The organism is Streptomyces sp. CC208A (assembly GCF_030010625.1).
Classification (GTDB): domain Bacteria; phylum Actinomycetota; class Actinomycetes; order Streptomycetales; family Streptomycetaceae; genus Streptomyces.
In genome coordinates this window covers 95,254-119,131 of the sequence record NZ_JASCXN010000010.1, presented here as the reverse complement: position 1 = coordinate 119,131, position 23,878 = coordinate 95,254, and the positions used below count along the sequence as shown (strand labels likewise).

Annotated in this window: 18 protein-coding genes; 6 read left to right on the top strand and 12 right to left on the bottom strand. The window is 74.3% G+C overall.

Annotated features, from left to right (window positions below):
- The first annotated feature begins 133 nt into the window (after window positions 1-133).
- Window positions 134-1,342, top strand: coding sequence for a TOMM precursor leader peptide-binding protein (locus QK442_RS13820; RefSeq protein ID WP_282694216.1), 1,209 nt, complete (start codon window positions 134-136; stop codon window positions 1,340-1,342).
- Window positions 1,335-2,696 carry an AarF/ABC1/UbiB kinase family protein gene (locus tag QK442_RS13815; RefSeq protein ID WP_282694215.1) on the top strand — a complete coding sequence of 454 codons (1,362 nt, stop codon included), beginning with the start codon at window positions 1,335-1,337 and terminating at the stop codon, window positions 2,694-2,696. The genes QK442_RS13820 and QK442_RS13815 overlap by 8 nt, the downstream gene beginning before the upstream one ends.
- 7 nt (window positions 2,697-2,703) lie before the next feature.
- Here the strand turns inward: QK442_RS13815 and QK442_RS13810 are convergent, their stop codons facing one another.
- From QK442_RS13810 to QK442_RS13790, 5 genes are all read right to left on the bottom strand, one after another.
- On the bottom strand, window positions 2,704-2,886 hold the full coding sequence (locus QK442_RS13810) for a hypothetical protein (protein WP_282694214.1): 183 nt from the start codon (window positions 2,884-2,886) through the stop codon (window positions 2,704-2,706).
- A gap of 99 nt (window positions 2,887-2,985) precedes the next feature.
- Window positions 2,986-3,345 (bottom strand): hypothetical protein, encoded by a 360-nt coding sequence (locus QK442_RS13805; RefSeq protein ID WP_282694213.1) that lies wholly within the window; start codon window positions 3,343-3,345, stop codon window positions 2,986-2,988.
- Window positions 3,342-3,710 carry a WhiB family transcriptional regulator gene (locus QK442_RS13800; protein WP_030498052.1) on the bottom strand — a complete coding sequence of 123 codons (369 nt, stop codon included), beginning with the start codon at window positions 3,708-3,710 and terminating at the stop codon, window positions 3,342-3,344. The genes QK442_RS13805 and QK442_RS13800 overlap by 4 nt, the downstream gene beginning before the upstream one ends.
- Window positions 3,711-3,880: 170 nt before the next feature.
- Window positions 3,881-4,177 carry a hypothetical protein gene (locus QK442_RS13795; protein WP_282694287.1) on the bottom strand — a complete coding sequence of 99 codons (297 nt, stop codon included), beginning with the start codon at window positions 4,175-4,177 and terminating at the stop codon, window positions 3,881-3,883.
- Window positions 4,178-4,401: 224 nt separating this feature from the next.
- A complete protein-coding gene (locus QK442_RS13790) occupies window positions 4,402-6,606 on the bottom strand; it encodes an ATP-dependent DNA helicase UvrD2 (RefSeq protein WP_282694212.1) in 2,205 nt (734 codons plus the stop codon).
- A 304-nt stretch (window positions 6,607-6,910) separates the two neighbouring features.
- On the opposite strand from QK442_RS13790, the gene QK442_RS13785 reads away from it, so the two are divergent.
- Window positions 6,911-7,168, top strand: coding sequence for a mycoredoxin (locus QK442_RS13785; protein ID WP_282694211.1), 258 nt, complete (start codon window positions 6,911-6,913; stop codon window positions 7,166-7,168).
- A 67-nt stretch (window positions 7,169-7,235) separates the two neighbouring features.
- On the opposite strand, the gene nudC is transcribed toward QK442_RS13785, so the two are convergent.
- The 7 genes from nudC to QK442_RS13750 all read right to left on the bottom strand — a co-directional run bounded on the left by nudC (window position 7,236) and on the right by QK442_RS13750 (window position 19,174).
- Window positions 7,236-8,174: an NAD(+) diphosphatase gene (gene nudC, locus QK442_RS13780; protein ID WP_282694286.1), complete on the bottom strand. Its 939-nt coding sequence runs from the start codon at window positions 8,172-8,174 to the stop codon at window positions 7,236-7,238.
- Between the two features lie 68 nt (window positions 8,175-8,242).
- Complete coding sequence (locus tag QK442_RS13775; RefSeq protein WP_282694210.1) at window positions 8,243-9,661, bottom strand: dipeptidase; 1,419 nt, start codon at window positions 9,659-9,661, stop codon at window positions 8,243-8,245.
- A gap of 10 nt (window positions 9,662-9,671) precedes the next feature.
- Entirely contained in the window at window positions 9,672-12,977 is a 3,306-nt protein-coding gene (locus tag QK442_RS13770) for a UvrD-helicase domain-containing protein (RefSeq protein WP_282694209.1), read from the bottom strand.
- A 101-nt stretch (window positions 12,978-13,078) separates the two neighbouring features.
- The gene (locus QK442_RS13765; RefSeq protein ID WP_282694208.1) at window positions 13,079-13,972 is read right to left on the bottom strand and encodes a hypothetical protein; all 894 of its coding nucleotides are present in this window, start codon (window positions 13,970-13,972) and stop codon (window positions 13,079-13,081) included.
- Window positions 13,973-14,048: 76 nt separating this feature from the next.
- On the bottom strand, window positions 14,049-14,831 hold the full coding sequence (locus QK442_RS13760; protein ID WP_282694207.1) for a hypothetical protein: 783 nt from the start codon (window positions 14,829-14,831) through the stop codon (window positions 14,049-14,051).
- 141 nt (window positions 14,832-14,972) lie between these two features.
- A complete protein-coding gene (locus QK442_RS13755) occupies window positions 14,973-18,419 on the bottom strand; it encodes an ATP-dependent DNA helicase (RefSeq protein WP_282694206.1) in 3,447 nt (1,148 codons plus the stop codon).
- A 299-nt stretch (window positions 18,420-18,718) separates the two neighbouring features.
- Window positions 18,719-19,174, bottom strand: a complete 456-nt coding sequence (locus tag QK442_RS13750; protein WP_282694205.1) for an MGMT family protein — start codon at window positions 19,172-19,174, stop codon at window positions 18,719-18,721.
- 138 nt (window positions 19,175-19,312) lie between these two features.
- Between QK442_RS13750 and QK442_RS13745 the strand changes: the two genes are divergently transcribed.
- From QK442_RS13745 to QK442_RS13735, 3 genes are read left to right on the top strand one after another with little or no spacing between them, the layout of a single operon-like run.
- Complete coding sequence (locus QK442_RS13745; RefSeq protein ID WP_282694204.1) at window positions 19,313-21,958, top strand: lysylphosphatidylglycerol synthase transmembrane domain-containing protein; 2,646 nt, start codon at window positions 19,313-19,315, stop codon at window positions 21,956-21,958.
- Window positions 21,895-22,329, top strand: coding sequence for a respiratory nitrate reductase subunit gamma (locus QK442_RS13740; RefSeq protein WP_282694203.1), 435 nt, complete (start codon window positions 21,895-21,897; stop codon window positions 22,327-22,329). Before QK442_RS13745 ends, QK442_RS13740 begins: the two co-directional genes overlap by 64 nt.
- Window positions 22,266-23,849 (top strand): alpha/beta hydrolase, encoded by a 1,584-nt coding sequence (locus tag QK442_RS13735; RefSeq protein ID WP_282694202.1) that lies wholly within the window; start codon window positions 22,266-22,268, stop codon window positions 23,847-23,849. Before QK442_RS13740 ends, QK442_RS13735 begins: the two co-directional genes overlap by 64 nt.
- Window positions 23,850-23,878 lie beyond the last annotated feature (29 nt).

Sequence of the window (23,878 nt, the reverse complement as noted above, 5' to 3'; positions counted from 1 at the left end):
TTCGTGTGATCAGTACGACTTACTCGACTGCCTGTGGACAACTCTCGGCGCGCTTCCGCGGGGCCGGGCAGCCTGGTCCCGCGGGCGTCACGGGAGACGTCGTGCGGGACGGGTCGAGGAAGCGGGAGCGGGGATGCATCCGATGGTGAAGCCGGCGCTGCGTCGGGCGTGGCGGAGTCTGACGTGTGCGCAGTACGGGGTGGCGCCGGCGCACGCGGTGGTGCTGGATCAGGTGGACGCGGCGACGGGCCGGCTGCTCGGGCTGATGGACGGGACGCGCGGGACGGCGCTGCTGCGGGCGGAGGCGGCGGAGCTGGGGCTGCCGGAGGGACGGTTCGACGCGCTGCTCGGGCGGCTCGCGGCGGCAGGGCTGTTGGTGGAGGCGGGGGCCGGGCGGCCGGGGCGGGCCGGGCCTGCGGCGGGGGCGGCGGACACGGCGCTGGATCCGCTGCGGGCGGATCTGGCCTCGCTGTCGGTGGTGTGCCCGGAGCCGGACCGGGCGCTGCGGACGCTGGCGGCCCGCCGGGAGCAGCGGGTGCGGGTGCGGGGTGCCGGGCGGGTGGGCGCGATGGTGGCGGCGCTGCTCGCGGCGGCGGGCGTGGGCGGGGTGGAGGTGGTGGACGGGGGCCGGGTCGAGCCGTGGGAGACGGCGCCGGGCGGGCTGCCGGCCGAGGCGGTCGGCGAGCGGCGGGTGGCGGCGGCCCGGCGGCTCGTGGGGCGCTGGGCGCGCGGTCCGGTGGCCGCGCGGCGGGCGGGCCGCCGGGCCGGACCGGGTGACGGGGACGGCGGTGGACCGGTGTCGCTCGTGGTGGTGACGCCCCGGGACGGCCTCGGGGTGCTGGTGCCGGATCCGGTGGCGGCGGAGCCGTGGATGGCGGCGGGGGTGCCCCATCTGTACGCGGGGGTGCTTGAGGCGACCGGGCTCGTGGGGCCGCTGGTGCTGCCGGGCGGGACGGCGTGCGCCCGCTGTCTCCAGGAGGAGGCGACGGACCGGGACCCGGTGTGGCCGCGGCTCCTCGCGCAGTGGCGCTCGGGCGCGCCGCATCCGCTGCCGGCCTGTGACGTGGCGCTGGCGACGGCGGTGGCCGGGCTTGCCGCCGGACACGCGCTGGCCTTCCTGGACGGGGAGCTTCCGGCCTGTACGGGGACCCGCTGGGAGGTGGCGCTGCCGTGGTGGGAGTGGCGGTCGGAGCGGCTGGTGCCGCACCCGGCCTGTCCCTGCGGAGCCGCACAGGGCAGGGTGGGGGTGGGCGCCTCGGCAGCCGGGGAGGCGCGGTCCACAATGGCGGGGCGCGGCTCTGCGCGGCACGGCAGTCTGGGAATTGGAGGGGCGCATGTCTGATCTTCCCCGGAAGGCGGTCACCCGGACCGCCAAGTTGGCCGCGTTGCCGCTGAGTTTCGCGGGCCGCGCGACCTGGGGCCTGGGCAAGCGGATCGGGGGCAGGTCGGCCGAGTTCGTCGCCCGGGAGCTCCAGGAGCGCACGGCGGAGCAGCTGTTCAAGGTGCTCGGCGAACTCAAGGGCGGGGCCATGAAGTTCGGCCAGGCGCTGTCGGTCTTCGAGTCGGCGCTGCCGGAGGAGCTCGCCGGTCCCTACCGGGCGGCGCTGACGAAGCTTCAGGACGCGGCGCCGCCGATGCCGGTGCGGACGGTGCACGCGGTCCTGGAGGAGCGGCTCGGGGCCGGATGGCGGGAGCGGTTCCTGGAGTTCGAGGACAAGCCGGCGGCGGCCGCGTCGATCGGGCAGGTGCACCGGGCGGTGTGGCACGACGGGCGCGAGGTCGCGGTGAAGGTGCAGTACCCGGGCGCCGGGGAGGCCCTGCTGTCGGATCTGGCGCAACTGAGCCGGTTCGCCCGGCTGCTTGGGCCGCTGGTGCCGGGGATCGAGGTGAAGCCGCTGATCGCGGAGTTGCGGGAGCGGGTGGCGGAGGAACTGGACTACGCGCTGGAGGCGCGGGCCCAGCGGGAGCACGCCGAGGTCTTCGCGGACGATCCGGACGTGGTGGTGCCGGCGGTGGTGCACCAGGCGGAGCAGGTCCTGGTGACCGAGTGGATGGAGGGGATCCCGCTCGCGGAGGTGATCGCGGAGGGCGGTCAGGAGCAGCGGGACCGGGCAGGGCAGCTCCTCGCCCGGTTCCTGTTCTCCGGTCCGGCCCGGACGGGGCTGCTGCACGCCGACCCGCACCCGGGGAACTTCCGGCTGCTGCCCGCCGACGCCGATGACGGATCGGACGATCCGGCGGGGTGGCGGCTCGGGGTCCTGGACTTCGGCACGGTGGACCGGCTGCCGGGCGGGCTGCCGGAGACGATCGGGACCTGTCTGCGGATGGCGCTGGCCGGGGAGGCCGAGCCGGTGTACGCGCTGCTGCGGGCGGAGGGCTTCGTGAAGGAGTCGGTGGAGCTCGACCCGGACGAGGTCCTGGAGTACCTGCGGCCGATCATCGAGCCGGCCGGGGCGGAGTCCTTCCTCTTCACCCGGAACTGGATGCGGACGCAGGCGGCCCGGATCGCCGACCCCCGCTCCCCCGCGCACCAGCTGGGGCGGCAGTTGAACCTGCCGCCCTCGTACCTGCTGATCCACCGGGTGACGCTGTCCACGATCGGGGTGCTGTGCCAGCTGAACGCGACGGTCCGGCTGCGGGAGGAGCTGAGCGCCTGGCTGCCCGGCTTCGACCCGGCGGCGCCGGACGGGGCCTGAGGGCCGGTCACCACCAGGAGGAGTCGAGGCGGCCCTCGATGGCCCGGATGTGGGTGCGGGCGCACTCCTCGCAGAAGTACTGGCGGCGGCCGTTCTCGACGGAGCAGGTCCAGGTGATCGGGAGGGTGTCGGCGGTCCTGCCGCAGCGTGCGCAGGCGACGGGCTCCTCCCCGGTGCGGGGCTCGTTCATCCTCGTGACGATAGCCCGGCGGGGGCTCCGCGGCGGCGCAACGCACCGCGGGGGCCGGTCCGTTCGGACCGGCCCCCGCGGGGACGCCTGGTGGGGCGATCAGTGCATGACGGCCATGGCCAGCGCGCGGCGGGCGCGCAGCGAGACGCGCTCGGCGCGGCGCTGCATGCGCCGGGCGGCGATCAGGCGCGCGGCCTGACGTTCCGCATCGGCCTCACGCTGTCGCTCGTGCATATGAGCACGGGCCAGGGCTTCTGGGATGAGTTGCATGTCACGGGTCCTGTTCTGACGCAGCGCGGGGGCGCCGGCGGTGGTGAAGACGGGGGTAGCGGAGCCGGTGGGCTCGGTGGCGGGCGTGGTCATCGGGGCCTGCTTCTGGGGATCGTGCGTGAGGGGGTGGTCGATCGTTCCGGTGCGCCTGGGGGCCTTGTGGGGTGCCTCCCAGGAGAGGGCGGTCATGCCGCGACCGGGTTCTTGCGCGGGCGGCCACGGGGCCGCTTGCGGGCGACGACGACACCCTGGACGAAGAGCTCGCCGCCCCAGACACCCCAGGGCTCACGGCGCTCCTTGGCACCGGCGAGGCAGGCCGCGACCAGCGGGCAGGTCTTGCAGAGGGACTTGGCGTACTCCACGTCGGCCGGGGACTCGGCGAAGAAGACCTCCGGGTCGTAGGCGCGGCAGGGGACGGGGACGCCGAGGTTCTCGATGGCGTCGTCGAGCGCGGTGAGCGATGTCAGGGGGGTCAAGGTGTGGTCCTCCGTGAGGCCGGACGGGGGGATCGTTTCGGAAGGCGGTACGGACGGGGCGTGCGCTTCGAGTTGCACGGGTGTCTTTCCTCGTCTGGTCGTTCCGGCCGGTGGGCCGGGTCTTCGGCTGGTACCGGGTTGTGTTGTCCCGAGGCTCCTTCGCTCCGTCGTCCCCGTTCGGGGACAAACAGAAGGGCCGCGGATCCCGGGTGGGGTTCCGCGGCCCTGAAGGCGCCGGCCTGATCGGATCAGGCTGGATCACTCCAGGGTTCGAGCCCACGGAAGGCCCACATCGTGTGGTGCTGCGTCGTCTGCTGCTTGCCGGCACCGGCCGCCGCGAAGCCATAGGCCGTGAATCCGGCCTTGCCCTCTTCAGCCACCCGTGCCTTGGTCGGTCGCTCATCGCGCTCGATGACGGACATGCCGCGGCCGGCGAGACCCAGGACGGGGAGACCGGTGACGGGCAGACCGCTGCCAAGGAGCGCGGAAGCGGAGAGGCCGAGCGAGCAGGCGGAGGCGACCGGGCGATCGGTCATTTTGGCCATGGCAATGGCCGGGCTGACGGTGGTGGTGCTGATGTTGATGTTGCTGATCACTGGAATCGCCTCCTCTCGGCGTCTCGGAGGGCTCGGGTGCGAGCCGGACCCTCAGGTTTTCATTTGGACAAGTACAGCACGAGGACAGGGCTTCAAAGAAGCCGCTGTGTCGTGGTTAAGAACCTATGGGGCTTGACGGGGCGGGCGCAAACTATTTTTCCCACGAGTTTCGATCAGGTGCCCTCCGTGTCCGTCACGCCTTCTTCGCGCCTGTCTTCACCTGCGCAGATGGCGAGGACGTCGGCTCCGAAGCGGTCGAGCTTGCGGGCGACGACCCCGGCGATCATGGCCAGCTCGCCCCGGGTGGCGGGGACCCGCTCGGCGATGGCCATGAGGGTCTTCTCGGTGAAGACGCAGTAGGCGGGCTGGCCGAGCGCCCGGGCCCGCTCCTCGCGCCACGCGTGCAGCCGCTCGTACAGGCCCTCGTCCATGTCGGAGGGGCAGTCCTCGCAGCGGAGCAGTTTCATGGCGCCGGCCTCGGTGAGGGTGGCGCCGCAGACCCGGCAGCGGACGGGGCCGCGGGGCCTGCGGCGGCCGGCGCCGGCGAGGGGGCCGGTGCCGCCGCGCTCGATGCCGCCGGCCGAGGCGCCGTGGCCGCCGGCGCGGCTGCCGGAGCCGGGGCGCGGGCCCTTGAGGAAACGGCTGGGGACCCGGCTCGGGCGGCCGCCCGGGGAGCGGGAGAGCGCCCAGGAGAGCGTGAGGTGGACGCGGGCGCGGGTGACGCCCACGTAGAGCAGGCGGCGCTCCTCCTCGATCTGCTCGTCGGTCTTGGCGTAGGTGATCGGCAGCATGCCGTCGGTGAGGCCGACCAGGAAGACGGCGTCCCACTCCAGGCCCTTGGCGGCGTGCAGCGAGGCGAGGGTGACGCCCTGGACGGTGGGGGCGTGCTGGGCGGCGGTCCGCTCGTCGAGCTCGGCGATCAGGTCGGAGAGGGTGGCGCCGGGGTGGGCGGCGGCGAAGTCGTCGGCGAGCCGGGCGAGCGCGGCCAGCGACTCCCAGCGGTCCCGGACGGCGCCGGAACCGGCCGGCGGCTCACTGGTCCAGCCTTGGCCGGAAAGCAGCGCTCGTACCTGGGAGGGCAGGTCCTCGACGTCGTCGAGGAGCGGATTGTTCGCGGTGAAGCGGGCCGAGCCGCGCAGGGCCGCGATCGCCGCCTTCACCTCCTGGCGCTCGAAGAAGCGCTCGGCGCCGCGCAGCTGGTAGGGGATGCCGGCGTCGGCGAGGGCCTGTTCGTAGACCTCCGACTGGGCGTTGATCCGGTAGAGGACGGCGATCTCGCCGGCCGGGACGCCGGCGGCGATCAGGTCGCGGACCCGGCGGGCGGTGCCCTCGGCCTCCGCGGGCTCGTCCGCGTACTCGGTGTAGACGGGCTCGGGGCCGCGCTCGCGCTGCGAGACCAGCTCCAGGCGGTGGTCGGCGGCCCGGCCGCGGGCCTGGTTCAGGAGCCCGTTGGCGAGGTGGACGACCTGGGGAGTGGAGCGGTAGTCGCGGACCAGCTTGACCACGGTCGCGTGCGGGTGGCGGACGCGGAAGTCGAGCAGGTGGTCGGGGGTGGCGCCGGTGAAGGAGTAGATGGTCTGGCTGGCGTCGCCGACCACGCAGAGGCTGTCCCGCTCCCCCAGCCAGAGCTCCAGGAGGCGCTGCTGGAGCGGGGAGACGTCCTGGTACTCGTCGACGACGAAGTGCTGGTACTGGCGGCGGATCTGCTCGGCGATGTCGTGCCGGTCCTGGAGGATGCCGACGGTGAGCAGCAGCACGTCCTCGAAGTCGATGACCGAGCGCTCGCCCTTGAGCCGCTCGTACATCGCGTAGAGCTGGCCGGTCTCGGCCGGGTCCCGGGGGGCCTCGCGCCCTGAGCGGACGACGGCCGCGGGGTAGTCGGCGGGCACGGTCTGGGTGACCTTGGCCCACTCGATCTCCGCCGTGACGTCCCGCAGCTCGTTCCGGTCGAGCCGGAGCCGGCAGCGGGCCGCGGCGTCGGCCACCAGCGGGGCCTTGCGCTCCAGGAGCCGGGGCAGCGGGCCACCGATCGCTTTCGGCCAGAAGAACTGGAGCTGCCGGAGGGCCGCCGAGTGGAAGGTACGGGCCTGTACCCCGCCCGCGCCGAGCTGGCGCAGCCGCCCGCGCATCTCGCCCGCGGCACGGTTGGTGAAGGTGACGGCGAGCACGCTCGCGGGCGGCAGCACACCGGCCCGCACCCCGTAGGCGATCCGGTGGGTGATCGCCCGGGTCTTGCCCGTGCCGGCGCCCGCGAGGACGCAGACGGGACCGTGCAGGGCCAGGGCGACCTCGCGCTGCTCCGGGTCGAGCCCGTCGAGCACCGCGTCGGCGGTCTCCGGGACCCGCGGGAAGAGAGGGGAATGGGTTGCTGCTGTCACTCCGCCATGCTGCCAGGTCGGGCGGGACCGGTGCGGCGCGTTGTCCACAGGCCGGGGGTCGCGGTCGTACGAACACACCGGTCGCGGTCGTACGGTCGCACTGGTCACGGCCCGCACGGCCGTACAGGTCACGGCCTCGCCCGGTTGCACCGGTCACGGCCCGTACGGCCGCACCCCCCGTGGTCGTACGGTCACACCCGGCGAGTCCGGGGCGGCGCAGGTCACGTGGGGCGGGGGAATGGGCGGGGCGGTGGCGTACGTTCTTCCTTCGGCACCGACCCCGACCCAAGAGGAGCGCCTGGTCATGCAGGGCACTGTGACGATGTACAGCACCGAGTGGTGCGGCTACTGCCGCCGTCTGAAGGGCCAGCTGGACCGCGAGGGCATCGCGTACACGGAGATCAACATCGAGCAGGACCCCGCGTCGGCCGCCTTCGTCGAGCAGGCCAACGGCGGCAACCAGACCGTTCCGACCGTCCGCGTGGTGCCGGTCTCCGGCGCCGACGAGGTCGTCATGACGAACCCGAGCCTGGCGCAGGTCAAGCAGGCGCTCGGCGTCTGAGCCCGTCCCGCCCCTGTACGAAGGGCCCCGGCCGCACCGGCCGGGGCCCTTCGTCGGTGCGGGACCGTCAGACGACGTCGCCGGGCTTCGGCAGCGGCTTGCCGTACCAGAGCTCGATCAGGCGGGAGGCGATCGAGATGCCGTAGGGCGGCAGCACCTCGCCCGAGGCGAAGCCGGCCTCCAGGTCCCCGCGGGAGAACCAGCGGGCCTCGTGGATCTCCTCGCCGTCCACCTCGATCTCGGGAGAGGTGGCCCGCGCGAAGAAGCCGAGCATCAGGCTGGACGGGAAGGGCCACGGCTGGCTGGCCAGGTACTCGACCTCGCCGACGGTGACGCCCGCCTCCTCGAAGACCTCGCGGACCACCGCCTGCTCGATCGACTCGCCCGGCTCCACGAAGCCGGCCAGCGTCGAGAAGCGGCCCTCCGGCCAGTGCACCTGGCGGCCGAGCAGCGCCCGGTCCTGATCGTCGGTGACCAGCATGATCACCGCCGGGTCGGTGCGCGGGTAGTGCTCGGCGCCGCAGACCGGGCAGCGGCGGATGTGCCCGGCGGCCGCGATCACCGTGCGCTCGCCGCAGCGGGAGCAGAAGCGGTGGAGGCGCTGCCAGTTCTCCAGGGCGACCGCGTGGGTCATCAGACCCGCGTCGCGCGGCGACAGGAGCAGACCGGCCTCGCGCAGGCCCGCCGGACGGGCCGACTGGTCCATGCGGCCGGGCAGCGAGTCCTTCTGGAGCGCGAAGTAGGAGACGCCTTCGGCGTCGGTGCCGAGGAAGTACCGGTGGGTCTCGGTCATCGGCGCCTCGAACGCCGGGGTCATGACGAGCTCGGTGGTGCCGTCGGGCCGGTCGTCGATCAGCACCTGGCCGCCGGAGACCACGAAGACGCGGGTGGTCGGGTGGCTCCAGGCCGCCGCGAGCCAGGCCTCGTCGAGGCGGTGGTGGGCGGCGCGGTCGATCCCGCTCGGAGCGGTGAGCGAGATCGGGCGGTCCGCGAACGCGTTGTTCATGGTGCTGCTCACAGGTGCTTCCAACTCCCCCGGATCGGTGTCAGTGGTCACGGCGTACGGCCCCGGCGTCAGCGCCCGGCCGCCCGCAGGGCGGCCGGCAGGTCGCCCCACAGGTACGCGGTCGTCTCCACGCCCTTCATGAGGAGGTCCAGTTCGACCTTCTCGTTCGGGGCGTGCCAGCCGTCGGACGGGACCGAGATGCCCAGGAAGAGCACCGGCGCGTCCAGGACGTCCTGGAGGTCGGCGGCCGGTCCCGAGCCGCCCTCGCGCGTGTAGCGGACGGTGGTCCCGTCGAAGGCCCGGCTCATCGCCCCGGCCACCGCGGTGAGGGCCGGGTGGCCGAGCGGGGTGAGGCAGGGGCGGGTCGGGGCGCCGAAGACGATCTCGTACCGGATCCCGGCGGGCACGAGGCCGGCCAGCCACTCCCGTACCACCGTCTCGATCCGGTCCGGGTCCTGGCCCGCGACCAGCCGGAACGACAGCTTGAGGTGGGCGGAGGCGGGCACGATCGTCTTGCCGCCGGGGCCCTGGTAGCCGCCGCCGATGCCGTTGACCTCGGCGGTCGGGCGGGCCCAGACCCGCTCCAGGGTGGAGTGGCCGGCCTCGCCGAGGGTGCCGTGGGACTTGGCGGTGCGCAGCCACGCCGCCTCGTCGAAGGGGAGCTCGGCGAGGAGCCGCCGCTCCTCGTCGGTGAGATCGGTCACGCCGTCGTAGAAGCCGGGGATCGCGACCCGCTCGTCGGCGTCGTGGAGGGCGGCGACGATCCGGCCCGCGACGGTGGCCGGGTTGGGGACGGCGCCGCCGAAGGCACCGGAGTGGATGTCCTGGTCGGGGCCGTACAGGTCGATCTCGCAGTCGGCGACCCCGCGCAGGCCGGTGCAGACGGTCGGGGTGGTCTCGGACCACATGCCGGTGTCGGAGACGATCACCACGTCGGTGGCGAGCCGTCCCGCGCGCTCCTCGACGAGCGCGCGGAAGTGCGTCGATCCCGACTCCTCCTCGCCCTCCACGAGCAGTTTCAGGTGGACGGCGGGGGCGGTGCGGCCGGTCGCGGCGAGGTGGGCGCGGACCCCGAGGGTGTGGAAGAACACCTGGCCCTTGTCGTCGGCCGCCCCGCGCGCGTACATCCGCCCGTCGACGATCGTCGGCTCGAAGGGGTCGGTGTGCCAGCCGTCCTCGCGGGCCGCGGGCTGCACGTCGTGGTGGCCGTAGACCAAGACCGTCGGCGCGTCCGGGTCGTCGGACGGCCACTCGGCGAAGACCGCGGGGGCGCCGTCCGTCTCCCAGACCTCCGCCGTGGGGAAGCCGGTCTCCTTCAGGGCGGTGGCGAGCCACTCGGCGCTGCGCCGCACGTCCCCGGCCCGCTCCGGCTGCGCGGAGACGGACGGGATGCGCAGCCAGTCGGCGAGGTCGTCGAGGAAGGCGGCGCGGTGCTGTTCGATGTACGCGCGTACGGGCTGGACGGCGCTGTCCGGGGTCTCGCTCATGCTCACGAGCCTATCCGGCACCGGAGGGTGCCCCGCCCAGCAGGATCGCCTCAAGCTCCGCCCGGCCGGGCAGCCGGGCCGGCCGGGCCACCTCGCCGGTCCGCACGTACACGAACGCGGCGGCCACCTCCTCCGGCTCCAGGCCGTGCTGCTCGGCCCAGGCGAGCCGGTACAGCGCCAGCTGGAGGGGGTCGGCGGTCCGCTGGTGGCTGGTCTTCCAGTCGACGATCTCGTACGCGCCCGATTCCGGGTCCCGGTAGACGGCGTCGATCCTGCCCCGGACGACCCGGCCCGCGAGGGCGAGGTGGACGGGGACCTCCACTCGGTACGGGGTGCGGTGGGCGTACGGCGTGCGCGCGAAGGCCTCCTTGAGGGCGTCCAGGTCCCGCTCGTCGGCGATCTCCGGCTCGCCGGCGAAGTCCTCGCCGCCGGGCAGCTCGTCCGGGCCGAGGAACGGCAGCGGCAGCTCCTCGAAGCGGGACTCCACCCACGCGTGGAAGCGGGTGCCGCGGCGGGCCGCGGGCTGCGGCGGCTTCGGCATGGGGCGTGCCAGCTCCCGCGCGAAGCCGTCGGGGTCCTCGGCGAGGCGGAGGACCTGGGAGGCGGAGAGGTACGCGGGGAGGACGACGTCCCGCGTGGTGGCGCGGGAGCGGCGGAGCTCGGCGGTGAGGGCGGTGAGGTCGCGGTCCCAGGAGGCGATGGTCCGGAGCTCTTCCGGAGTGAGTTCGTGGTCGCGGGGGTGCGGGACGGTTCCGGGGGCCTGTTCCGGGTCGTCCGGGAGCCAGAGGTCCTCGGGGTGCGGGTCCGACGGCTCCTCCGGTGCGTAGGCCCGGAGCCGGGCCCGGACGGCGTCCGCCGCTTCCCTGCGGCGCTTCAGCGCCTCCTCGTCCAGGGGCAGCGGCCAGGGGAGGTCGGCGGTGGCTTCGGCGAGGAGGGGGTTCTCCGCGTCCTTCTCCGGTTCTTCGGCCCAGGCCTCGATGTCGCCGTGGCCCTTCGCGCAGTGCTCGTACAGGGCCGTCATGAAGGCGGAGGGGCCCCGGGGCTTCTTCTGGGAGGGGCCCCACCAGTGGGCGGAGGCGAGGAGGAGGGTGCGGGGGCGGGTGAAGGTGACGTAGCCGAGGCGGAGTTCCTCGGTGTGCTGGTGGTCCTTCATGGCGGCCTTGAAGGCCGTCAGGGACTTGGCGTCCCAGGCGGCGAGGCCGGGGAGGGTGGCCGCGTCGCCGCGCAGGGCGTGCGGGAGGACCTGGGGCTGTGAGGTCCAGGCCTCACGCGCGCGGGCGGACGGGAACTGGCCGGCGACGAGGCCGGGGACGGCGACGACGTCCCACTCCAGGCCCTTGGACTTGTGCGCGGTGAGGACCTTCACGGTGTTCTCGCCGCCCGGGAGGGCGTTGTCGAGGCCCTTCTCGAACTGGACGGCGGTGCGCAGGAAGCCGAGGAAGGCGAGGAGGCTCGCCTCGCCGTCGAGGGAGGCGAAGCCGGCGGCGACGTCCAGGAAGTTGCCGAGGGTCTCGCGGCGGCGGGCGGCCAGGGCGTGCGGGGAGGCGGAGAGTTCGACCTCCAGGCCGGTGACGGCGAGGACCCGGTGGAGGACGTCCATGAGGGGGTCGGCGAGGGAGGTGCGCAGCGAGCGGAGTTCGGCGGCGAGGCGGGCGAAGCGGACCCGGGCCTCGGCGGAGAAGGGCAGGCCGTCGTCGGGGTGGCCGGCGGAGTCGAGGAAGGTGTCGAGGGCGTCGGCGAGGGAGATCACCTCGGCGGGGTCGACGCCTTCGACGGCCGCGGCGAGCCGCTGTCCGGGGTCGGCGTCGGTGTCGGTGCCGCCGCGGTGGACGAGGAGGCGGGCGCGGCGGCCGAGGAGGGCGAGGTCGCGGGGGCCGATGCGCCAGCGGGGGCCGGTGAGGAGGCGGACCAGGGGGGCGTTGGCCCCGGGGTCCTGGAGGACCTCGCAGACGGCGACGAGGTCGGCGACCTCGGGGAGGTGGAGCAGGCCGGAGAGGCCGACGACCTCGACGGGGACGTCCCGGGCGACGAGGGCCGCGTGGAGGGCGGGGAAGTCGGTGGCGGTGCGGCACAGGACGGCCATGGAGCCGGGTTCGCGGCCGGTGCGGACGAGGTGGGCGAGGGAGTCGGCGAGCCAGTCGATCTCCTCCGCGTGGGTGGGGAGGAGGGCGATCCGGACGGTGCCGTCGGCCTCGGCGCCCGGCGCGGGGCGCAGCGCCTCCACGCCCGCGTGCATCGCGCGCAGGGGGGCGGCGAGGCCGTTGGCGAGGTCGAGGAGGCGGCCGCCGCTGCGGCGGTTCTCGGAGAGGGAGAAGCGGCTCGCGGGGGTGCCGTCGGCGTACGGGAAGTGGTCCGGGAAGTCGTCCAGGTTGGCGACGGAGGCGCCGCGCCAGCCGTAGATGGCCTGGCAGGGGTCGCCGACGGCGGTGACGGGGTGGCCGGTGCCCTGGCCGAAGAGGCCGGAGAGGAGGAGCCGCTGGGCGACGGAGGTGTCCTGGTACTCGTCGAGGAGGACGACCCGGAACTCGTCGCGGAGGATCGTGCCGACCTCGGGGCGGGTGGTGGCGAGCCGCGCGGAGAGGGCGATCTGGTCGCCGAAGTCGAGGAGGTCGCGGGAGCGCTTGGCGGCCCGGTAGCGGGTGACGAGTCCGGTCAGTTCGCGGCGGGCGGCGGCCGTCGTGGGGAGCTTGCGCAGGTCGGCGTTGGTGAGCTTGGCCGCGGCGAGCTCGGTGAGGAGGCCGTCGTCGTACGCGAGGAGCTCGGCGGGCTCGACGAGGTGTTCGGCCAGCTCGGCGTCGAGGGCGAGCAGCTGTTCGACGAGGGTCGGGAAGGAGCCGGTGAGCGCCGGGTACGGGCCGGGGGCCTCGCGCAGCACGCGCGCGGCGAGCTGGAAGCGGGTGGCGTCGGCGAGGAGCCGGGAGGTCGGTTCGAGGCCGATGCGCAGGCCGTGGTCGGTGAGAAGCCGGCCGGCGAAGGCGTGGTACGTGGAGATGCGGGGCTCGCCGGGCGGGTTGTCAGGGTCGATGACGTCGGGGTCGGTGACGCCGGCGCGGACGAGGGCGGTGCGGACGCGTTCGGCGAGTTCGCCGGCGGCCTTGTTGGTGAAGGTGAGACCGAGGACCTGCTCGGGGGCGACCTGCCCGGTGCCGACCAGCCACACGACCCGGGCCGCCATCACCGTGGTCTTGCCGGAGCCGGCTCCGGCCACGATGACCTGGGGGGCGGGCGGGGCGGTGATGCAGGCCGTCTGTTCCGGGGTGAAGGGGATGCCGAGAAGCTCCTTGAGCTGCTCGGGGTCGGTGAGGTGCGCGGTCACCGGAAGAGGCTAGCGGGGCGGTCGGACATTCCCGGCGGGCCCCCTCTTCCGCCCGCTCCCACCTGCGCTTTCTCTCTGACGGCCGGTGAGGTGATGAGGTTTCAGGCCGGGGTGCCGGGGTCGAGCCGGGAGAGGTCGAGGGTCTCGTCGGCGGGCGGGGCGGTGACCTTCACCGGGCGGTTGTAGTCGGAAAGGGTCACTTCGCCGGGTTCGTCGCCGCCGGTCCTGACGACCTGCCGGATGTAGGGCTTGCCCTCCTGGGCGACGGAGACGGTGGTGGTCACCTCGGATTCCTTCTCCGCCTCGGATTCCTTCTCCGCCTCGGATTCCTTCTCCGCCTCGGGGTCCGTCTCCTGGGCGGGTTCCTTCTCGACGAGGGTCGCCACGGGGGTGCCGTCGACCTCGCGGTCGGGGCCGCGCCTGAGGTTCTCGCGGTCGCCCTGGTCCTGGCCGAGGTCGCCGAGGAGGGAGTTGAGGTCGCAGATCTCTCCGAGGTCGGCGCTGCCGGTCTGACCGGGGGCGATCTTGAGCCAGCGGCCCTCGACGAGCTCGATCACGGGCCCTATCTGGTTCTCGGGCACGCCCTGGGAGGCCATGGAGAGCCGCCAGAACGCCTCGTCGCCCTTCAGATAAGTGGTCTCGTCGAGCCGGCGGAGCTCGGCGGTGCCGTCGTCGATCCCGACGCGGCCCGTGCAGGAGCCCTGGTCGTCGACGGAGAAGTCGATGTCGAGCCGCTGGCCCTCGGCGACCATCCGGCCTGTCATGCGCAGGGAGTCGGCGGAGCGGGTGGCGTCGACGGCCCGGTCGGCGATCTGTGCGGGGGTGAGCCCGTCGAAGGGGTCCGGGGACGGCGCCAGGAGGCCGCCGCCGGGGCCGTCCGCCGCCGCCCAGGCCGCCGCCGGGGCGGGGCCCGCGACGGCGACGGCGGCGCAGACGACGGCGGCGGCGCGGAGCTTCCGGCGGCCGGCCCGGGACCTCGTGGACTGGGACCTCATACGAGCCTCCTCGCCCCCCGGACCCTTTCACCAGGGTCGCCCCACGCACGCGTGGCCGCTACTCAGCGGCCGGGGGTCAGCCCTGGAGGGCGTCCTTCATGATCTGCTCCATGTCCGCGACCTGGTCGGACGGCGGAGCGGTGACGGTGACCGGCTTGTCGTACTCGTTCAGGGTGACCGTGCCGGGCTCGTCGCCGCCGGTGGTCACGACGCGGAGGATGTACGGCTTGGCGGAGTCCTTGGCCACGTACAGCGTGGTGGACTCGCCCTTCTTGTCGTCCTTGCCGGTGAGGACGACGGCCTGGGCGCCGTCCACGTCGGCGTCGTCGCCGCGGGTGAGACCGGTGGTCTGGGTCTCCTTCTCCATGTCGGCGAAGAGCGACTTCAGGTTGCAGAGGTTGTCGGAGTCGTCGGACCCGGCGGCGTCCGCGGGGGTCTTCATCCAGCGGCCCTGGAGCAGCTCGCCGAAGTCGGGGCCCTCCTCGCCCTCCGCGTCGGCGTCCTCGCCGCCCGTCGAGGAGGACCAGAAGGCGTCGTCGCCCTTCAGGTAGACGGCGCCGTCGACCCCGACCATCTCGGCCTTGCCCTCGCCGGCCGTGGACATGGAGCCCTTGCAGGAGCCCTTGTCGTCCACGGTGACGTCGATGGTGGTCTCCTTGCCGTCCTCCTCGCCCGTGCCCTGCAGGTGGACGGAGGTCGCGGCCTTGGTCGTCTCGACGGCCTTCTTCGCGATGTCGTCGGCCGAGAGGCCCGCGAAGGGGTCGGCGGGCTTGTCGTCGCCCGTGCCGCAGCCGGTGGCGCCGGCGACGACGGTCAGGCAGATCGCCGCGGCGGCCCAGAGCTTCCGGTTGGCCCTCATGCACGTACTCCTCAGCGTGTTCGAACGCGAACGTTCACAGGTTCTCTTCACGGCGCTCTTATGCGATGCCGCGCGAATTACTGACACGCCGAGGCGGCGAAAGGATGCGCGACCGGGAACGTGACTCCCGTCACGTATCGCTCAGTCGACGACCTGGCGGCCCTCGGGGCGGGCACTGCACGCGGCGCGGAAGGAGCACGTCTCGCAGTGCCGGCCGGTCGTCGGGGCGAAGCGCTCGTCGAGGACCCGGCCTGCGGCGGTGGCGAGCAGCTCGCCGATCCACTCGCCCTCCGGCGGCCGCTGGGCCTGCACCTTGGGCAGGGCCTCGCCGCCCTCCTTCTGGGGCGCGGCCTGGCGCAGCTGTACGAGTTCGGCGCCGCCGGGCTCGGGGCGGCGGCCGTCGAAGACCTCGTCCAGGGCGCCTTCGCGGACGGCGAGCTGGTAGACGGCGAGCTGCGGGTGGCGGTCGACCTCGTCCCGCGTGGGGGCGGACTTGCCGGTCTTGAAGTCGACGACGTAGGCGCGGCCCTGTTCGTCGGTCTCCACGCGGTCCATGGAGCCGCGGACGCGGACCTGGTACTCCCCCGCGTCCAGGGTGACGTCGAAGCCGTGCTCGGAGGCGGCGGGGGTGCGGCCGCCGCGGTCCATGACGTGCCAGCGCAGGAACCGTTCCAGGGCCACGCGCGCGTGCCCCTTCTCCTGCTCGGACTTCCAGGGGGCGTCGAAGGCGAGGGCGTCCCAGACCGTGTCGAGCCGGGCCATGAGGACGTCCAGGTCGGCGGGGGTGCGGCCGGAGGCGACCTCGTCGGCGAGGACGTGGACGACGTTGCCGAAGCCCTGGGCGGCGGAGGCGGGTTCGGCGGCCCTGACCTCTCGGCCCAGGAACCACTGGAGGGAACAGGTGGAGGCCAGGTTCTCCAGGGCGCTCGGGGAGAGCGCCACGGGCCGGTCGCGGTCGCGCAGCGGCACGGTGGAGCGGGTCGGCTCGTGCAGGCCCCACCAGCGGTCCGGGTGGGCGGCCGGCACCAGCGGCTGCCCGTCCTCGTCGGTGAGGGCCGCCAGTTCGGCGAGGCGGCGGGCGGCGGCGTCCCTGAGGCCCGGCGAGGCGTCCGGGTCGACGGTGGTGGCGCGCAGCTCGGCGACGAGCGCGGAGACGGCGAGCGGACGGCGGGGGCGGCCCGGCACCTCCTTCGGTTCGGTGCCGAGCTCGGTGAGGAAGCGGGAGGGCTGGTCGCCGTCCTCGGCGGGGGCCTTCACGGCGGTGACGACGAGCCGGTCGCGGGCACGAGTGGCGGCCACGTAGAAGAGGCGGCGCTCCTCGGCGAGGAGGGCGCCGGGGGTGAGCGGTTCGGCGAGGCCGTCGCGGCCGATGCGGTCGGCTTCGAGGAGGGAGCCGCGGCGGCGCAGGTCAGGCCACAGGCCCTCCTGGACGCCCGCCACGACGACGAGGCTCCACTCCAGGCCCTTGGAGCGGTGAGCCGTCATCAGCCGGACCGCGTCGGGGCGGGTGTGCCGGCGGGTGAGGGTGTCGGCGGCGATGTCCTGGGCGTCGAGCTCCTCCAGGAAGTTGAGCACGCCACGGCCGCCGAGCCGTTCCTCGGCGCGGGCGGCGGTCTCGAAGAGGGCGCAGACGGCGTCGAGGTCCCGGTCGGCGTTGCGCCCGGCGGGCCCGCCGCGCAGCGCGGCGCGCTCCAGGCGGCCGGGCCACGGCGTGCCGCTCCACAGCGTCCACAGGGCCTCCTCCGCGGTGCCGCCGGCGGCGAGCAGCGCGCGGGCCTCCTGGAGGAGCTTCCCGAGGCGCTGGGCGCCGCGGGCGTAGGAGGGGTCGTGCGCGGCGAGCCGCTCGGGCTCGGCGAGGGCGCGGGCGAGGAGGACGTCGGAGGGGGGCGGCGTCCTGTCCCCCGCGGCACGCACCTCGTCCCGGAGGGCGCGGCCGAGCCGGCGGAGGTCGGCGGGGTCGACGCCGGCGAGGGGCGAGGCGAGGAGTTCGAGCGCGGTCGGTACGTCCAGCCAGGCGGGCGTCTCGTCCGGCGCGGAAGTCTCCGGTGCGGGCGTCCCGCCCGGCGCGGGGGCCCCCTGCACGGGCGCGTCGTCCGGCGCGGGGGCCTCCGGCACAGGCGTCCCGTCCGGTGCGGGGGCCTCCGGCACAGGCGTCCCGTCCGGTGCGGGGCCGGAGGTCGGGGTCGGGCCCGGGGCCAGGGGCGGGGTCGCCGTCGCGGCCACGCGGAGCGCCAGCAGCAGTGGCGCCACCGCCGGTTCGTGGCGCAGAGGGGTGTCCGCCGCGTCCGTCTCCACCGGGACGCCGGCCGAGGTGAGGGCTCGGCGGAGGGCGGGGAGGGGGGTGGCGGCGCGGGTGAGGACGGCCATGGAGGCCCAGGGGAGGCCGTCCTCCAGGTGGGCGCGGCGCAGCAGGTCCGCGATGTTCTCGGCCTCGGCGGAGGCGGTGGGGTAGGTGTACGCCTCGGCCCGGCCTCCGTCCCGTACCGGTGCGAGCTCGCGGTGGGCGCGGACCGCTTCGGCGGGCAGCCGGGTCAGCGGCATCCGCTGGGTGAGCTGCCGGGTGGCGGCGAGCAGGCCCGCGCCGGCACGGCGGGAGGTGCGGAGGACGCGGACGGGGGCCCCGCCGAAGGCGGCGGGGAAGCCGAGGATGCCGTTCACGTCGGCGCCGCGGAAGGCGTAGATCGACTGGTCGGGGTCGCCGAAGGCGACGACCGTGGTCCGGCCGCCGCCGGTGAGCGCGGTGAGCAGCCGGACCTGGGCCGGGTCGGTGTCCTGGTACTCGTCGACGTAGACCGCGTCGTACGTGGGGAGGGTGATCCGTTCGGCGAGGAGGACGGCCCGGTGCACCAGCTCGGTGTAGTCGAGGACGCCCTGGAGGTCGAGGACGTCGAGGTACTCGGCGAGGAAGCCGGCGGCGGCCTTCCAGTCGGGGCGGCCGACGCGTTCGGCGAAGCGGCGGAGCTCGTCGGGGCCGAGGCCGAGCTCGCGGGAGCGGGCGAGCACGGCGCGCACCTCGTCGGCGAAGCCGCGGGTGGTGAGGCAGGCGCGCAGCTCGTCGGGCCAGCGGACGCCGCCGACCCCGGTCCGTTCCAGGTCGATCTGGCCGGCGAGGAGCTCGCGGACGGCGAGGTCCTGCTCGGGGCCGGAGAGCAGCCGGAGGGGTTCGGCGAAGAGTCCGGCGTCCTGGTGGGCCCGGACGAGGGCGTAGCAGTACGAGTGGAAGGTGGTGGCCTGGGGCGGGCGGCGGCCGCCGAGCCGGCCGGCCATCCGGTCGCGGAGTTCGACGGCGGCCTTGCGGCTGAAGGTGAGGACGAGGATCCGCTCGGGGTCGGCGCCGCGTTCCACGCGGGCGGCGACCGCCTCCACCAGCGTCGTCGTCTTGCCGGTGCCGGGCCCGGCGAGGACGAGGAGCGGTCCCCGGTCGTGCTCAACCACCGCCCGCTGCGCTGCGTCCAGCTGAGGGGGATCCACCGGGACCGGGGCCGTGCGCACCAGCCGGTACGCGCCGGGGGTCCGCTGCCGTCCCGCGCCCGGGTACGGCTGTCCCTGGTGCGGCGGCGTCGGCCGGGTGGTGGAGGAGGAGCTCACGTGGTTGGCCGGTCCTGGTCGGTGGTGATGTGGTGCCGGTGCCGCGGGTGGTGCCGGTGACGGCGGGGGTACGGAGAGGGGTACGGGTCCCGGCACGCGCGCGTACCGGTGTCCGCGCCCGTGCCCGGGTCCGTACCGCCGTCCCTGCCTCCGCCGTCACGGGCGCCGGGTGCGGCACGCCCGCCGACGTTACGCGAAACCGGGCGGCCGCGGGCCCCGCTCGCCGGGACCGGACGGCCGGGCGCCCGGCCGGACCGGCGACGGCACCGGCCGGTGTGAGATCCCGCACGCCGCGCGGCTCATCCCGCTCCGCCGCCCCCGCCGCTGCCACTTCCACTTCCACTTCCACCGAAGCCGCCCCCGGCACCCCCGTCCCACCGGGCCCTGCGCATGTCGATCCTCGGCAGGTGTCCCTCGGCGGCCGGGCCGCGTTCGCGCAGCGGGGTGCCCTCGTCGCGGTAGTGGCCGAGGGCGCGCAGTTCGTGGCCGGGCAGCAGGGTGCCGTCGGCGCGGACGACCCGCCACCACGGGGCGGAGCCGCCGTAGAGGGCCATGACCCGGCCGACCTGGCGGGGGCCGCCCTCGCCGAGCCACTCGGCGACGTCGCCGTAGGTCATCACCCGGCCCGACGGGATGCGGTCGGCGACGTCGAGCACCGCCTCCGCGTACGGGGGCAGCTCGCCCGCCGGTCCGGAGCCTTCCGCTCCGCTCGCTCCGGTCTGTCCCACAGGTCCCTCCAGGCTCGTCCGGCCCATCCTGCCTCACCCCACCGACATGGCCCTGCTGCCTCCGCCGGGTGGCTCTTCGTGCCACCATCGTCCGGGCGGTGACTGGTGATACGAGATCGACAGCGGCAGACGCAAGCAGTGGTACACGCAGAGACGGACATGGTGATGGGTCAGGACACGCAGCCTCCCGGGGGGGCCGGACCCGACGTGCCCGAAGGGGTCTCCGGCGACGAGCCGCTGCTCGCCGCCCGTGTCCACCGGCCCTCCGACCTCATGCGTCTGCTGGCCGGGGTGCTCGTCATCGCCGTCGTCCTCGCCATCGCCGCCTTCGCCCACGGCACCACGTCCGGTCTGGAGGAGGACATCAACAAGGGGGCCGTCGGCGCCCCCGACGTCTTCGTCAAGATCGCCGGTCTGGTCTCGTCGATCGCGATCCTGGTCCTGCCGGTCGCCTTCGCCATCGAACGGCTGGTGAAACGGGACGGACTGCGGATCGCCGACGGCGTGCTCGCGGCGGTCCTCGCCCACGGGGTCACCCTCGCGGTCGACCTGTGGGTGGCGAAGGCCGCGCCGGACACGATCCAGGACGCGCTGACCCAGCCGGCGAGCGGCGGCGGGCTGACCGACCCGGTGCACAACTACCTGGCGCCGGTGATCGCGTACATGACGGCCGTCGGCATGGCCCGAAGACCGCGCTGGCGGTTCTCGCTCTGGGCGGTGCTGCTCCTCGACGCCTTCACCATGCTGGTGGCCGGCTACACCACGGCCTTCTCGATCATCCTCACCGTCCTGATCGGCTGGACGGTGGCGTACGGCACGCTGTACGCGGTCGGCTCCCCGAACGTGCGGCCGACGGGGCAGACCCTCCTCGCCGGCCTTCGCCGGGTCGGCTTCCGGCCGGTGACGGCGCTGCGCGCGGAGGAGGTGCCGGAGACGGCGGAGAGCGGGGACCGGGGCCGCCGGTACCTGGTGACCCTGGAGTCGGGGCCGCCGCTCGACGTCACCGTCGTCGACCGGGAGCAGCAGGCGCACGGCTTCTTCTACCGGCTGTGGCGGCGGATCACCCTGCGGACGGTGACCACCCGCCGGTCGATCGTCTCCCTCCGGCAGGCGCTGGAGCAGGAGGCGCTCCTCGCGTACGCGGCGATCGCGGCCGGGGCGAACGCGCCGAAGCTGATCGCCACCTCGGAGCTGGGCCCCGACGCGGTGATGCTCGTGTACGAGCACATCGGCGGGCGGAGCCTGGACTCGCTGGACGACTCCGAGATCACCGACGAGCTGGTGCGGAGCGCGTGGCGGCAGGTGAAGGCGCTGCAGTCGCGCCGGATCGCGCACCGCAGGCTGTCGGGGGACGCCATCCTGGTGGATCGTTCCGGCAGGGTGTTCCTGACGGATCTGCGCGGCGGCGAGATCGCGGCCGGTGATCTGGTGCTGCGGATGGACATCGCCCAGTTCCTGACGACCCTGGGTCTGCGGGTCGGGGCGGAGCGGGCGGTGGCGGCGGCCGTGGAGGTGCTCGGCCCCGACGCGGTGGCCGACTGTCTGCCGCTGCTCCAGCCGATCGCGCTGAGCCGCTCGACCCGCGCCACCCTGCGGAAGCTGGCCCGGGCGCGCTCGCAGCGGGAGCGGGAGGTGGCCCTGGCCGCCTCGGAGGCGGCGAAGAAGGAGCGGGAGCGGGCGAAGGAGGCCGCGCACGCGGGTCTCCCGGCGCCCGGCGCCGACCCCAGGGCCGAGAAGGCCGAGAAGAAGGCGGACAAGAAGGCGGAGAAGCGGGCGCTCGACGAGGCTCTGGACGAGGCCCGCGAGGAGGACCTGCTCGCGCAGATCCGCCGTCAGGTGCTGCTGATCCGGCCGCAGGCTCCGGTGGAGCCCGTACGGCTCGAACGGATCAAGCCGCGCACGCTGATCTCGATCATCGCGGGCGCGGTCGCCGCGTACTTCCTGCTGTCGCAGATCGCCCGGACGCCGCTGTCCACGATCAGCGAGGCGGACTGGCGGTGGGTGGCCGCGGCGGTGCTGTTCTCCGCGCTCAGCTATGTGGCGGCGGCGATGAGCCTGCTCGGTTTCGTGCCGGAGCGGGTGGGGTTCGGGCGGACGGTGGCCGCGCAGGTCGCCGGCTCGTTCGTGAAGATCGTCGCCCCTGCGGCGGTCGGCGGGGTCGCCCTGAACACCCGGTTCCTCCAGCGCTCGGGCGTGCGCCCGGGGCTCGCGGTGGCGAGCGTCGGCGCCTCGCAGCTCTTCGGGCTCGGGGCGCACATCCTGCTGCTGCTCTTGTTCGGCTATCTGACGGGCACCGAGAAGTCGCAGTCGTTCACCCCGTCGAGGACGGTCATCGCGGGTCTGCTGACGGTCGCGGTGCTCGTCCTGGTGGTGACGGCGATCCCGTTCATGCGGAAGTTCGTCTCGACCCGGCTGCGGTCGCTCTTCGCGGGCGTGGTGCCGCGCATGCTGGACGTGCTCCAGCGGCCGGTGAAGCTGGCCACCGGCATCGGCGGGATGCTGCTGCTCACCGGCGCGTTCGTCCTCTGCCTGGACGCGTCGATCCGCGCCTTCGGGCACGGGAGCGCGTCGATCAGCTACGCGAGCGTGGCGGTGGTCTTCCTCGCGGGCAACGCGCTCGGCTCCGCGGCCCCGACGCCCGGCGGCATCGGCGCGGTCGAGGGCGCGCTCACCCTCGGTCTGGTCACGGTCGGCCTGCCCATCGAGGTCGCCACCCCGGCGGTCCTCCTCTACCGTCTGCTGACCCTGTGGCTGCCGGTCCTGCCCGGCTGGCTCTGCTTCAACTGGCTGACGAAGCGGGAGGCGCTGTAGACCTCCAGCAGCCATACACCCCTGCCGGAAAACCGAGCAGCAGCAGCGAGCAGCCGGCCTCGACCGCGCCCACCGGCGCCCGGAGGCCCCGGCCGGGGCTGATGGCCGGCGCGCCGCTCGCGTTCAGGCCGCGCGTCCTCCTCTTCGGCCTCGCGTTCTTCGCGCTGGTCCCGTACCCACGCCCGGTGCACGTGCTCGCTGTGCCGGTGCGGGACCTCTTCCGCCCCTTCGTCGTGTACCGGCGGCCCGACACCCGCTTGGGGGTGTGCCACGGGCGCGGCCGGGCGGGGCGGCGGAGCATGGGGGCATGCCGATCTCCGCCGTCCAGCGCGCCGCCGCCCTCCTCACCGCCTCCGCCGTCCTGTGCCTGACCGGCTGCACGGACGACCCGGGCGGCGACGGGACCGCCGCCGCCACCCGGCCCACCGGCACCGCCGGTCTGACGGCGCTGACGGAGCAGCAGCCGGAGTGGGACACCTGCCCGGCGCCGTCCCCGGCGGAGGGCGGCGGCGAGCCGCCGTCGCCGCTGCCCGGCGGCACCGAGTGGGAGTGCTCCTTCCTCCAGACCCCGCTCGACTGGGCCAAGCCGGAGGGCGAGACGATCGAGCTGGCCCTGATCCGGGCGCGGGCCAGGGACAACGCCCGCCGCATCGGCTCCCTGGTCTTCAACTTCGGCGGCCCCGGTGTCTCCGGCGTCTCCACCCTGCCCGGCTTCGCCTCCGACTACGAGACCCTGCGCTCCCGCTACGACCTGGTCTCCTTCGACCCGCGCGGCATCGGCCGCAGCGAGCCCGTGGAGTGCGCGACGGACAAGGAGCTGGACGCGTACTACGCGCTGGACTTCACCCCCGACGACCGGGCGGAGGAGCGGACGCTGTCCGACGCGCAGAAGACGTACGCGGCGGGCTGCGAGAAGGACGCCGGCAAGCTCCTCCCGTACGTCGGCACGGAGAACGCGGCCCGGGACATGGACCTCCTGCGCCAGGTCCTCGGCGACGACAGGCTGCACTACTTCGGGATCTCGTACGGCACCCAGCTCGGCGGCGTCTACGCCCACCTCTTCCCCGAGCGGGTGGGCCGGGCCGTCTTCGACGCCGTCGTGGACCCGGACGCGGGCGTCGAGGAGGGCGCGCTCGGACAGGCGAAGGGCTTCCAGCTGGCCCTGGACAACTTCGCGCAGGACTGTGTGGACCGGGGCGACGAGTGCGCGCTGCCGGGCGCGACGGTCGCCGAGATCGAGCAGGGCGTCACCGACCTGCTCGCCGCGCTCGACGAGGAGCCGATCCCCGGCATCGGCAGCCGGAAGCTGACCCAGACCCAGGCCACCAACGGCATCGCGCAGGCGCTGTACTCGAAGGACTTCTGGCCCTATCTGGAGCAGGGGCTCGAGGCCGCGGACGGCGGTGACGGGGCCCTTCTCCTCGCTCTCTCCGACTCCATGAACGGGCGCAATGAGAACGGCAGTTACAGCAACATCCAGGCCGCCAACGCCGCCATCAACTGCGTGGACTTCGAGGAGCGCTACACCCTCGGCCAGGCCAGGGAGCGGCTGCCCCGGTTCCGCGAGGCGTCCCCCGTCTTCGGCGACTACATGGGCTGGGCCCTGTCGAGCTGCTCGCAGTGGCCGGTGCCCGGCGTCTGGCAGCACCTGGACGTCTCCGCGCCCGGCTCGGCACCGATCCTGGTGATCGGCAACACCGGCGACCCGGCGACCCCGTACGAGGGCGCCCACGCGATGGTGAAGGCGCTCGGCAAGGGCGTCGGCGTGGAGCTGACGTACGAGGGCGAGGGCCACGGCGCCTACAACGGCGGCAACGCCTGCGTGCAGAAGGCCGTCGACGGCTACCTCCTGAAAGGTGTGGTCCCCGCCTCGGGGACCGTCTGCAAGTAATCGCCTCCGGCCCTCATAGGATGGCTGGC

Excerpts from the sequence above, each read along its gene's own strand:
- QK442_RS13820 (WP_282694216.1), top strand. The coding sequence starts at position 134 with ATGCATCCGATGGTGAAGCCGGCGCTGCGTCGGGCGTGGCGGAGTCTG.
- QK442_RS13815 (WP_282694215.1), top strand. The coding sequence starts at position 1,335 with ATGTCTGATCTTCCCCGGAAGGCGGTCACCCGGACCGCCAAGTTGGCC.
- QK442_RS13810 (WP_282694214.1), bottom strand. The coding sequence starts at position 2,886 with ATGAACGAGCCCCGCACCGGGGAGGAGCCCGTCGCCTGCGCACGCTGC.
- QK442_RS13805 (WP_282694213.1), bottom strand. The coding sequence starts at position 3,345 with ATGACCGCCCTCTCCTGGGAGGCACCCCACAAGGCCCCCAGGCGCACC.
- QK442_RS13795 (WP_282694287.1), bottom strand. The coding sequence starts at position 4,177 with ATGGCCAAAATGACCGATCGCCCGGTCGCCTCCGCCTGCTCGCTCGGC.
- QK442_RS13785 (WP_282694211.1), top strand. The coding sequence starts at position 6,911 with ATGCAGGGCACTGTGACGATGTACAGCACCGAGTGGTGCGGCTACTGC.
- nudC (WP_282694286.1), bottom strand. The coding sequence starts at position 8,174 with ATGAACAACGCGTTCGCGGACCGCCCGATCTCGCTCACCGCTCCGAGC.
- QK442_RS13775 (WP_282694210.1), bottom strand. The coding sequence starts at position 9,661 with ATGAGCGAGACCCCGGACAGCGCCGTCCAGCCCGTACGCGCGTACATC.
- QK442_RS13765 (WP_282694208.1), bottom strand. The coding sequence starts at position 13,972 with ATGAGGTCCCAGTCCACGAGGTCCCGGGCCGGCCGCCGGAAGCTCCGC.
- QK442_RS13760 (WP_282694207.1), bottom strand. The coding sequence starts at position 14,831 with ATGAGGGCCAACCGGAAGCTCTGGGCCGCCGCGGCGATCTGCCTGACC.
- QK442_RS13750 (WP_282694205.1), bottom strand. The coding sequence starts at position 19,174 with ATGGGCCGGACGAGCCTGGAGGGACCTGTGGGACAGACCGGAGCGAGC.
- QK442_RS13745 (WP_282694204.1), top strand. The coding sequence starts at position 19,313 with ATGGGTCAGGACACGCAGCCTCCCGGGGGGGCCGGACCCGACGTGCCC.
- QK442_RS13735 (WP_282694202.1), top strand. The coding sequence starts at position 22,266 with ATGCCGATCTCCGCCGTCCAGCGCGCCGCCGCCCTCCTCACCGCCTCC.